Raw genomic sequence first — 11,482 nt, 5'->3', positions numbered from 1 at the left:
TACCCTGGTAGCCCGTGGACCGGTGGGCGTGAAGACCCCCGAACCGCACTTCAAGATCGCGACCACGGGAGCCCCCTCTTGGCCATGCCAAAATCCACGACGACCAAGCACATCTTCGTCACCGGGGGTGTCGCCTCCTCGCTCGGCAAGGGCCTGACGGCCTCCAGCCTCGGCATGCTGCTCAAGGCGCGGGGTCTGCGCGTCGTCATGCAGAAGCTGGACCCGTACCTCAATGTCGACCCTGGCACGATGAACCCCTTCCAGCACGGTGAGGTGTTCGTCACCAACGACGGCGCCGAGACCGATCTGGACATCGGCCACTACGAGCGCTTCCTCGACCGTGACCTGGACGGCTCGGCGAACGTCACCACCGGCCAGGTGTACAACACCGTGATCGCCAAGGAGCGGCGCGGCGAGTACCTCGGCGACACCGTGCAGGTCATCCCGCACATCACCAACGAGATCAAGCACCGCATCCGCCGCATGGCGACGGACGAGGTCGACGTCGTGATCACGGAGGTCGGCGGCACGGTCGGCGACATCGAGTCGCTGCCGTTCCTGGAGACCGTCCGCCAGGTCCGTCACGAGGTCGGCCGTGACAACGTCTTCGTCGTCCACATCTCGCTCCTGCCGTACATCGGCCCCTCGGGTGAGCTGAAGACGAAGCCGACCCAGCACTCGGTTGCGGCCCTGCGCAACATCGGTATTCAGCCAGACGCGATCGTGCTGCGCTGCGACCGTGAGGTGCCGACCGCGATCAAGCGCAAGATCTCGCTGATGTGCGACGTCGACGAGGCGGCCGTGGTGGCCTGCCCCGACGCCCGCTCCATCTACGACATCCCGAAGACCGTGCACGGCGAGGGCCTGGACGCCTATGTCGTCCGCAAGCTGGACCTGCCGTTCCGCGACGTGGACTGGACGACCTGGGACGACCTGCTCGACCGCGTCCACAACCCCGACCACGAGATCACTCTCGCCCTGGTCGGCAAGTACATCGACCTGCCCGACGCCTACCTCTCGGTCACCGAGGCGCTGCGCGCGGGCGGCTTCGCCAACAAGGCCCGCGTGAAGATCAAGTGGGTCACCTCCGACGACTGCAAGACCCCGGCCGGCGCCAAGCAGCAGCTCTCCGACGTGGACGGCATCTGCATCCCGGGCGGCTTCGGCGACCGCGGTGTGCTCGGCAAGGTCGGCGCGATCAAGTTCGCCCGCGAGAACAGGATCCCGCTGCTGGGCCTGTGCCTCGGCCTGCAGTGCATCGTGATCGAGGCGGCCCGCAACCTCGCCGACATCAACGACGCCAACTCCACCGAGTTCGACCCGGCCACCTCCCACCCGGTGATCTCCACCATGGCCGAGCAGCTCGACATCGTCGCCGGTGAGGGCGACATGGGTGGCACGATGCGGCTCGGCATGTACCCGGCCAAGCTGGCCGAGGGCTCGATCGTGCGCGAGGTGTACGACGGCAAGGAGTACGTCGAGGAGCGGCACCGTCACCGGTACGAGGTCAACAACGCCTACCGGGCGGAGCTGGAGAAGAAGGCGGGCATCCTGTTCTCCGGCACGTCGCCCGACGGCAAGCTCGTCGAGTACGTGGAGTACCCGCGCGAGGTCCACCCGTACCTGGTGGCCACGCAGGCCCACCCCGAGCTGCGCTCGCGCCCGACGCGTCCGCACCCGCTGTTCGCGGGCCTCGTGAAGGCCGCTGTCGAGCGCAAGAATTCCAAGTAACACACCAGTTGTACGGTGGCCGGGGTGCAAACCTTCAAAGGTGCGCACCCCGGTTTTCTTTGGTGGGTTCTTTTTTTGAAAGCGTGTGGAAGGGCAGAGCATGACGATCAAGGACACCGAGCAGGAGTGGGAGATCAGGGCGACGGACACCCCCTTCGTGGGTAACAAGACCTCCGTCCGCACGGACGACGTGCTCATGCCCGACGGCTCGGTGGTGCGACGTGACTACCAGGTCCACCCCGGCTCGGTGGCCGTCCTGGCCCTCGACGACGAGGACCGCGTCCTGCTCATCAAGCAGTACCGCCACCCCGTACGGCAGAAGCTGTGGGAGATCCCGGCCGGCCTGCTCGACATCCCCGGCGAGAACCCGCTGCACGCCGCCCAGCGCGAGCTGTACGAGGAGGCGCACGTCAAGGCCGAGGACTGGCGTGTCCTGACCGACGTCTACACGACCCCCGGCGGCTGTGACGAGGCCGTACGGATCTTCCTCGCCCGCAACCTCTCCGCGGCCGACGGCGAACGCTTCGAGGTCGAGGACGAGGAGGCCGACATGGAGCACGCGCGCGTGCCGGTCGACGAGCTCGTCCGGGGTGTGCTCGCGGGCGAGTTGCACAACAACTGCCTCGTCGTGGGTGTGCTGTCGCTGGTCGCCGCGCGCGGCGGCGACGGACTCGACGCGCTGCGCCCGGCGGAGGCGCCCTGGCCCGCGCGCCCCTTCGCGGCCTGATCGCGCGCGGCCTCGGGTTTCGCGATCCGGTCACCCACCCGTCAGTGTGAAGATCGGCTGATCCGGTCGGGGGATGTGCTCGCCGTGCCCGCCGTGCTCCGCACGGAACGTAGCAGAGCGTGAACTAGGCTCTGAACACGCCCGAACCGGAGTCCCGGCGGGCTTGCGCGTGTGGTGGGACGGGAGCGTGGCCCGTGACGGATCAGGTGGTGGACACAGGCGGCGTGCAGGTGTCGGCACAGGCGTCCGGCCGGAACCAGTTCCTGGGCCGTACCCGCGAGTTGAAGGAACTCCGCGCCGACATCGAGCGCGCGGGCCTGGACACCCTCTCCGGCCGCAAGGCGCCACGCGCGCGCGTACTGCTCATCGCGGGCCGTCCCGGCTCCGGCCGCACCGCGCTCGCCGAGGAACTCGTACGGCAGGTGGCGGACCGTTACGCCGACGGCGTGCTGCGCACCCGCCTGAGCGAGCCCGACGGCACCCCCGTCCCCGTCGAGCGCGCCGCCCGCGACCTGCTCACCGCCCTTGGCCGACCCATTCCGCCCGGCGCCGCCGAGGACGACCTCACGGCGGCGCTGCGCGAGGCGCTCGCCGGGCGCCGGGCCCTGCTCCTGCTGGACGACGCGGCCGAGGCCGAGCAGGTCGACGCCCTGCTGCCGGACTCCCCGGAGTGCCTGGCCGTCGCCGTCTCCGGCGGTCCGCTGACCGGGATCTCGGACGTACGGCCCTGCACTCTCGGCGGCCTGGACACCAAGTCGGCGGTGGAGCTGCTGTCCCGGTTCGCCGGCTCGGTGCGCATCACCGTCGACCCGCGTTCCGCCGAGGGCCTCGTCGAGGTGTGCCAGGGGCAGCCCGCCGCGCTGATGCTGGCGGGCGGCTGGCTCGCCGCCCGGCCCAAGGCGGCCGTCGCCGATTTCGCCAAGCAGTTGCGCGCCGAGGGCGAGGAGGGCACGCCGCTCGGCCGGGTCTTCCGCCTCGCCTACGGCTCCCTTCCCGCTCCCGCCGCCCGCATACTGCGCCTGCTCTGCCTCGCCCCGGGCGGCCTCGTCGACCCGCACACCGCCTCCGCCCTCGCCGGCTGCTCGGTCGACGGCGCCCGCACCACCCTGGACGACCTCGCCGCCCTCGGTCTGCTGCACTCCGTCGACTCGCCGCTGCCGCAGTACGAGGTCCCGGCCTGCCTGCACCCGTACCTCAGGACCCTCACCGAGACCCAGGACCGCCCCGCCGAGCTGCAGCTCGCCCGCGCCCGCATGCTGGAGCGGACCGTACGGCTGCTGCAGTCCTGCCGGGCGATCACCGAGACCGACAGCCCCGAGACCCGGCAGAAGCTCCTCGGCATGCCCCAGGCCCTGCGCTTTCCCAACCCGCGCGCGGCCGCCGACTGGCTGACCATCCGCAGGCCCGCCCTGCTGGCCTCGGCCCGGGCCGCGGTCGCCGACGGGGAGCTGGACACGCTCGCCCGGCGCCTGATGTCCCAGCTGGTCAGGGCGCTGGTCGCGCATGTCGGCACCCAGGCGGCCGCCGACGACCTGTACGCCATCCACAGCCTGGTCCTGGACGTGGCCGAGCGGCAGGACCTGCCCCGCGAGAAGACGGCGGCGCTGCTGAACCTCGGCGACGTCGACGCCCGCACGGGGCGCAGGCAGGAGGCGCTGGCGCGCTATCGGGCCGCGCTGGAGGCCGGGCGGCAGGCGAACGACCTGTACGCGACGGGTCGCGCGATGGAATCCGTAGGCGGCGCCCATCTGGAGCTCGGGGACTACGACCGGGCCGCCGACTGGTTCGGCCGGGCGCTCGCCCAGCGGCTGGCCCGCGACGAGCGCGTGGACGCCGCCCGGCTGTACGGCCGTATCGGCCAGGCCCACACCTATGCGGGCCGGTACGGCGAGGCGCTGCGGAACTGGCGGGCCGCCGTGGCCGGGCACCGCAAGAACGGCGATCTCGCCGGGCAGGCGCGGGCGTTGAGCGAGCTGGCCCGGGTCCAGGAGTACGCGGGCCGGCCGGAGGAGTCGCTGCGCACCTGCCAGGAGGCGGCGGAGTGGGCGCGGCGCGCCGAGGACACGCGGCTGCAGGGCGCCCTGTATCTGCGGCTCGCCGACACCCTCGACCATCTCGGTGATCCCGCGGCGGCGCAGCTGCACCGGAGCGCGGCCCGGCGGATGCTGGGGGAGGAGACCGAGGAGGCCGATGTGGACGAGCCGCTGCCCGAGCAAGACGCTTTCGAGCCGGAACACGGCCCTAACGCCTACGAAATCCGTAGTACATCCGCTGAAGATTGATGCAATGAAAGGCTAGACAGCGGGAACACCTTCATTAGACTGGCTCTGCCGCACCTTCTCCTGCGGTGTCTCCCGGTGTGCCCTGCATGCCTGGGTATGTCTTGCAATGCCCCCACACCCTCTGAGCCAAGGACCGTGATCGACGTGAAGGTCGGCATCCCCCGCGAGGTCAAGAACAACGAGTTCCGGGTGGCCATCACCCCCGCCGGCGTGCATGAGCTGGTGCGCCATGGCCACCAGGTCGTCATCGAGCAGGGCGCCGGTGTCGGCTCGTCGATCCCGGACAGCGAGTACGTCTCCGCCGGCGCCCAGATCCTCGGCACCGCCGACGAGGTGTGGGCCACCGCCGACCTGCTGCTGAAGGTCAAGGAGCCCATCGCCGAGGAGTACCACCGCCTCCGCAAGGACCAGACGCTCTTCACCTACCTGCACCTGGCCGCCTCCAAGGAGTGCACGGACGCGCTCATCGAGTCCGGCACCACGGCGATCGCCTACGAGACGGTCGAGCTGCCCTCCCGGGCCCTGCCGCTGCTCGCCCCCATGTCCGAGGTCGCGGGCCGCCTCGCCCCGCAGGTCGGCGCCTACCACCTGATGCGCTCGGCCGGCGGTCGTGGCGTGCTCCCCGGTGGTGTCCCCGGCACGCAGCCCGCGAAGGCCGTCGTCATCGGCGGTGGCGTCTCCGGCTGGAACGCGACGCAGATCGCCGTGGGCATGGGCTTCCACGTCACGCTGCTCGACCGCGACATCAACAAGCTGCGCGAGGCGGACAAGGTCTTCGGCACCAAGGTCCGGGCGATCATGTCCAACGCCTTCGAACTCGAGAAGGCCGTCCTCGAGGCCGACCTCGTCATCGGCGCCGTCCTCATCCCGGGCGCCAAGGCGCCGAAGCTGGTCACCAACGAGCTGGTCTCCCGGATGAAGCCGGGAAGTGTTCTTGTCGACATCGCGATCGACCAGGGCGGCTGCTTCGAGGACTCCCGCCCCACCACCCACGCCGAGCCGACCTTCCGGGTCCACGACTCGGTCTTCTACTGCGTCGCCAACATGCCCGGCGCGGTGCCCAACACCTCCACCTACGCGCTGACCAACGCCACGCTGCCCTACATCGTCGAGCTCGCGAACAAGGGCTGGGTCGAGGCGCTGCGCCGTGACCCCGCGCTGGCCAAGGGCCTCAACACGCATGACGGCAAGGTGGTTTACCGGGAGGTCGCGGAGGCGCACGGCCTGGAGCACGTGGAGCTCGAATCGCTGCTCGGCTGAGCCGATCGGTTAAGTCACTTTCTGGTAAAGGCGATACGTCAACACAAGTCGTCAACCGCACGCACCCGGCCGGACCTTGCCCGAAAAGGTCCGGCCGGATGTGTGTATGGTCACTTTGCGACTCTCGGTCAACTCGCCTCGAACGCAACCCTTCGACCGATTCGTACACCGGTGAAACCTGCTGTGCGACGGCCGTACGCCCTTGACAGCGGGATGTTTCATTGTCGACACATCTGCCCGGTCCGGCGGATTGTGTTGCTGCGGACCGCCGACACGCCATAGAGTCGCCAACCGTCGGCATGGTGCCACGCTGACCTGTCTAGAAGTTTCCTGGTCCCCAAGGAGGTAAGACGACTTGTGAATGAGTCGACATTTTCTCCCGGGGGTGGTCAACCAGGAATGCCGGTACGGGGCCAGGGTCCCGCGGGATTCGAGGCTGTCGGCTCCGTCGCGGTGCGCACCTTCGCAGCCCACCAGAGTCACCTGACCCAACGGGTGGCTCAGCCAGCAAACATGAGCATGGATGGCCATCACGTGAACGCCATGGCCGGCGACGGAAGTGGCGCGCCCCACAACCACTTCGCCGACTACGACGAACTGCCCGAGGGGCACTTCTACGACCCCGACGCGGAGTACGAGCCCGACCCCGAGTACGCGGCCACGCTCGCGCCCGACGCTGCCCGCCAGCGCCGCGAGCGCATCGGCCCGACCGGGCGTCCGCTGCCGTACTTCCCGATCCCGGGTCCACTGACCGACCACGGCCCCGCGAAGATCATCGCGATGTGCAACCAGAAGGGCGGCGTCGGCAAGACCACGTCGACCATCAACCTGGGTGCCGCGCTCGCGGAATACGGGCGCCGGGTCCTGCTCGTCGACTTCGACCCCCAGGGCGCGCTCTCGGTCGGCCTCGGCGTCAACCCGATGGAGCTCGACCTCACTGTCTACAACCTGCTCATGGAGCGGGGCATGTCGGCCGACGAGGTGCTCCTGAAGACGGCGGTCCCCAACATGGACCTGCTGCCGAGCAACATCGACCTGTCGGCCGCCGAGGTCCAGCTGGTGAGCGAGGTCGCGCGCGAGTCCACGCTCCAGCGCGCCCTGAAGCCGCTGATGGACGACTACGACTTCATCGTCATCGACTGTCAGCCCTCGCTCGGTCTGCTCACGGTCAACGCCCTGACGGCCGCCCACAAGGTGATCGTGCCGCTGGAGTGCGAGTTCTTCGCGCTGCGTGGTGTGGCGCTGCTGACCGAGACCATCGAGAAGGTCCAGGAGCGGCTCAACCCGGAGCTGGAGCTCGACGGGATCCTCGCCACGATGTACGACTCGCGCACCGTGCACAGCCGTGAGGTGCTGGCGCGTGTCGTCGAGGCGTTCGACGACCACGTCTACCACACGGTCATCGGGCGCACGGTCCGCTTCCCGGAGACCACGGTCGCCGGTGAGCCGATCACCACGTACGCCTCCAACTCCGTCGGTGCCGCCGCCTATCGCCAGCTCGCCAGGGAGGTGCTCGCCCGGTGTCACGCCGAGTGAGTCTGCCGGGGGCCGACGAACTGTTCCGTACGACAGGGGGTACAGCGCTCCAGCCGTCCACTCCCCGGCGCCCGGTCAACGGCGAGGCCCGGGTGCCGGCTCCCGCCGGAGAGTCCGACGCGGCCGCCGCGGCGGAGGACGCCCCGCAGTCGGTGCCCGCACAGGGCGGTGACGGCGACGGCGTGGAGCACGTGGCCGCCGACGCGGAGTCCGTCGACGCGGGCGAATCGCGCAGCCGGTCCGCCTCCGCCGAGCGTTCCGCGCGGCGTCAGGGGGCGCAGGAAGGTTCTGCCGCGGGTGCCTCCGGCGGTTCAGCCGCATCCGGCGCCGCCGCTTCCGCCGCCTCTGCCGCCGCGCCGCGCAAGCGGGGTCGCGCGGCCTCGCGCCGGCCCAGTGGCCGCGAACGGCACGACGAGAAGATCACTGTCTATGTCTCCGCCGAGGAGCTCATGGATCTGGAGCACGCGCGTCTGGTGCTCCGGGGTGAGCACGGGCTGGCCGTCGACCGTGGGCGGATCGTCCGCGAGGCGGTGGCCGTGGTCCTCGCCGATCTGGAGACCCGTGGAGACGCCAGCATCCTCGTACGACGGCTTCGCGGGCGGTAGCGGTAGCCTGCGGGGGCCATGACCTCGAACGACGTTCCCCCTCGCGGCGCCGGTGCCAGTGCCTCCGGCGGTCGGCGGCGTGCGCTGGGGCGGGGGCCGGGCGCTCATCGGGTCGAGCCGGTTCCTGCGCCGGCTCCGGAGGACGTGGGGCCGGAGGCGGTCGTCGCGGAGCCGGCACCTCAGATCGTTGAGCCGGAACCGCAGGTGGTGGGGCCGGAGCCCGAGGTTGTCCTCCCGGAGCCCCAACCTCCGGTCATCGCGCCGGATCCGGTACCGGAAGTCTCCGCTTCCGAGCCCGAGCCCGCCGCCCCCGAACAACCCGACGACGGCGTCTTCAAGGTCCGCCTGTCCAACTTCGAGGGCCCCTTCGACCTCCTCCTCCAGCTGATCTCCAAGCACAAGCTGGACGTCACCGAGGTCGCCCTGTCCAAGGTGACCGACGAGTTCATGGCCCACATCCGGGCGATGGGCGCGGACTGGGATCTCGACGAGACGACCGAGTTCCTGGTGGTCGCGGCCACCCTGCTCGACCTCAAGGCGGCCCGGCTGCTGCCCTCCGCCGAGGTGGAGGACGAGGCCGACCTCGCGCTGCTGGAGGCGCGGGACCTGCTGTTCGCGCGGCTGCTGCAGTACCGCGCGTACAAACAGATCGCCGATATCTTCAGCCGGCGGCTCGACGACGAGGCCCGGCGTTATCCGCGGACCGTTGGGCTCGAACCGCATCACGCGGAGCTGCTGCCCGAGGTCGTCATCAGCATTGGGGCGGAAGGATTCGCCAAGCTCGCGGTCAAGGCGATGCAGCCCAAGCCCAAGCCGCAGGTGTACGTCGATCACATCCACGCGCCGCTGGTGAGCGTGCAGGAGCAGGCCAGGATCGTCGTGGCGCGGCTGAAGGAGCTGGGCGAGGCCAGCTTCCGGGCGCTCATCGAGGACACCGACGACACGCTCACCGTCGTAGCGCGATTCCTTGCCCTGCTGGAGCTGTACCGCGAGAAGGCCGTGGCCCTCGACCAGGAGACCGCGCTCGGGGAGCTCGTCGTGCGGTGGACCGGCGGGGAAGGGGACGAGACGCCCATGGTGACCGACGAGTTCGACCGGCCGCCGGAGCAGCCCAAGGAGGAGAAGAAGGCGTGAGTGAGGAGACCACCGAGCTTCCGGCCGGACTGCGCGCCGTCGCGGACCTCGACCTCAAGCCCGCACTGGAGGCGATGCTCATGGTCGTGGACGAGCCCGCGACCGAGGAGCACCTCGCGAAACTCCTGGAGCGGCCCAAGCGCCGGATCGCCGATGCCCTGCGGGAGCTCGCCGACGAGTACGCCGTGCAGGGGCGGGGCTTCGAGCTGCGGTTCGTCGCGGGCGGCTGGCGCTTCTACACCCGCCCCGAGTACGCGGCCGCCGTCGAGCGCCTCGTCCTGGACGGCCAGACGGCGCGCCTGACCCAGGCCGCCCTGGAGACGCTCGCGGTCGTCGCCTACCGCCAGCCGGTCAGCCGCAGCCGCGTCTCGGCCGTGCGCGGAGTGAACTGCGACGGGGTCATGCGCACCCTCCTTCAGCGCGGGCTGGTCGAGGAGGCGGGCGCGGAACCCGAAACAGGTGCGATCCTGTACAGGACGACGAACTACTTCCTGGAGCGGATGGGCCTGCGCGGTCTGGACGAGCTCCCGGAGCTCGCGCCCTTCCTGCCGGAGGCGGAGGCGATCGAGGCCGAGACCCAGGAAGGGGTGCCGTCGTTCGACCCGGACGCTCCCGATGACGGTCCGGGGACCCCGGTCCGCCGGGGTACCGACGACGCAGACGACCAGACGGAACTTTGATGCGAAGCAGCGGCAGCGGCAAGAGCGGCGGGCGCGGTAACTACCGCGGTGCCGGCAACAACAGGGACCAGAAGCAGGGCGGCCAGGGCGGCCGTCCGCGCAAGCCCCGTCCCGAGGAGCGCCGCTACGACGTGGGCCCGGGGGCGACCAAGGACGGCCCGAAGTCCGGGCGCGGGGCCTCCGCGCGCGGAGGCGCCAAGGGCGGGCCGAAGCAGTCCCAGCAGCGCGACGGCGGACGCGGCCGCACGGCGCCTTCGCGCTCCCGTGAGTACGAGGCGCGGGCCGAGGAGCGCAACCGCGAGCGGTACGCGGGCAAGAAGGACGTCAAGCTGCCCAAGACCTTCCCGGGCGCCGAGCAGGAGGGCGAGCGCCTCCAGAAGGTGCTCGCGCGCGCGGGCTACGGCTCCCGGCGGGCCTGCGAGGAGCTGATCGACGAGGCCCGGGTCGAGGTCAACGGCGAGATCGTCACCGAGCAGGGCCTGCGGGTCGACCCGGAGAAGGACGAGATCAAGGTCGACGGCCTGACCGTCGCCACGCAGTCGTACCAGTTCTTCTCGCTCAACAAGCCCGCCGGTGTCGTCTCGACGATGGAGGACCCCGAGGGCCGGCAGTGCCTCGGCGACTACGTCACCAACCGCGAGACCCGGCTCTTCCACGTCGGCCGGCTCGACACCGAGACCGAGGGCGTCATCCTGCTCACCAACCACGGCGAGCTGGCCCACCGCCTGACCCACCCCAAGTACGGCGTGAAGAAGACCTACCTCGCGGCCATCGTCGGCCCGATCCCGCGCGATCTGGGCAAGAAGCTCAAGGACGGCATCCAGCTGGAGGACGGTTACGCGCGCGCGGACCACTTCCGGGTCGTCGAGCAGACCGGAAAGAACTACCTGGTCGAGGTCACCCTGCACGAGGGCCGCAAGCACATCGTGCGCCGCATGCTCGCGGAGGCCGGCTTCCCCGTCGAGAAGCTGGTGCGCACCGCCTTCGGGCCGATCACGCTCGGCGACCAGAAATCGGGCTGGCTGCGGCGGCTGTCGAACACCGAGGTCGGGATGCTGATGAAGGAAGTCGATCTCTAAGCACGCGTGTGTGCTGCGGGCCGGTTCCGGGTTGTCCCCGGGACCGGCCGATTTGTTTTCGCCTCCTGGCTGGTCTGCATCTGCGTCCGTGATCCGTATCCGTGATCCGTATCCGTGATCCGTATCCGTGACGGAGGGAGTGGCGATGACGAGGAGGATCGAGGCCGGAGCGCCCTCGGCACGTGTCAGACGGCGCTGGAGAGCCGCGCGCGGACTCCGCTGCCCTCGGGGCTCGGAGCGCCGTGGGAGGCGCCTGAGGGGCCACTGAGGGCCTTTGCGGCGGGTGCGGGCGGGCGGGGTGAGGGCAGATGAATTCCGGGGAGCTTGTGGAACCTCGCCTGCGGCTTCCGTACGCGCGCGTGCGCCGTGCTCGGCGCGTGGGCGGCCGGGCCGCCGGAGTCGGCGCTGGTGGCTGAACGGCCGCTGGACGTGCGGGTGATGGCCGCCC

At 70.3% G+C, this 11,482-nt stretch carries 9 protein-coding genes; all 9 read left to right on the top strand.

Features of this window, described 5'->3' with window-relative positions; all coding sequences use genetic code 11:
* The first annotated feature begins 84 nt into the window (after positions 1–84).
* Entirely contained in the window at positions 85–1,731 is a 1,647-nt protein-coding gene (locus tag IF78_RS0133130; RefSeq protein ID WP_031486242.1) for a CTP synthase, read from the top strand.
* A gap of 100 nt (positions 1,732–1,831) precedes the next feature.
* On the top strand, positions 1,832–2,458 hold the full coding sequence (locus IF78_RS0133125) for an NUDIX domain-containing protein (RefSeq protein WP_031486241.1): 627 nt from the start codon (positions 1,832–1,834) through the stop codon (positions 2,456–2,458).
* 194 nt (positions 2,459–2,652) lie between these two features.
* Positions 2,653–4,740, top strand: a complete 2,088-nt coding sequence (locus IF78_RS0133120) for a tetratricopeptide repeat protein (RefSeq protein ID WP_031486240.1) — start codon at positions 2,653–2,655, stop codon at positions 4,738–4,740.
* Between the two features lie 144 nt (positions 4,741–4,884).
* The gene (gene ald / locus IF78_RS0133115; protein ID WP_037641826.1) at positions 4,885–6,000 is read left to right on the top strand and encodes an alanine dehydrogenase; all 1,116 of its coding nucleotides are present in this window, start codon (positions 4,885–4,887) and stop codon (positions 5,998–6,000) included.
* Positions 6,001–6,399: 399 nt separating this feature from the next.
* Complete coding sequence (locus tag IF78_RS0133110) at positions 6,400–7,536, top strand: ParA family protein (RefSeq protein ID WP_078662668.1); 1,137 nt, start codon at positions 6,400–6,402, stop codon at positions 7,534–7,536.
* Positions 7,521–8,141, top strand: coding sequence for a hypothetical protein (locus tag IF78_RS0133105; RefSeq protein ID WP_031486237.1), 621 nt, complete (start codon positions 7,521–7,523; stop codon positions 8,139–8,141). The genes IF78_RS0133110 and IF78_RS0133105 overlap by 16 nt, the downstream gene beginning before the upstream one ends.
* Before the next feature lie 18 nt (positions 8,142–8,159).
* On the top strand, positions 8,160–9,275 hold the full coding sequence (locus tag IF78_RS0133100; RefSeq protein WP_051828340.1) for a segregation and condensation protein A: 1,116 nt from the start codon (positions 8,160–8,162) through the stop codon (positions 9,273–9,275).
* Positions 9,272–9,955 carry an SMC-Scp complex subunit ScpB gene (gene scpB, locus IF78_RS0133095; RefSeq protein WP_031486235.1) on the top strand — a complete coding sequence of 228 codons (684 nt, stop codon included), beginning with the start codon at positions 9,272–9,274 and terminating at the stop codon, positions 9,953–9,955. Before IF78_RS0133100 ends, scpB begins: the two co-directional genes overlap by 4 nt.
* The gene (locus IF78_RS0133090) at positions 9,955–11,034 is read left to right on the top strand and encodes a pseudouridine synthase (protein WP_031486234.1); all 1,080 of its coding nucleotides are present in this window, start codon (positions 9,955–9,957) and stop codon (positions 11,032–11,034) included. Before scpB ends, IF78_RS0133090 begins: the two co-directional genes overlap by 1 nt.
* The last annotated feature ends 448 nt before the right edge of the window (positions 11,035–11,482 follow it).

The sequence above is a fragment of the Streptomyces bicolor genome, assembly GCF_000719285.1.
GTDB classification, from domain to species: Bacteria; Actinomycetota; Actinomycetes; order Streptomycetales; family Streptomycetaceae; genus Streptomyces; species Streptomyces bicolor.
This window is presented reverse-complemented; position numbering and strand designations above follow the sequence as displayed.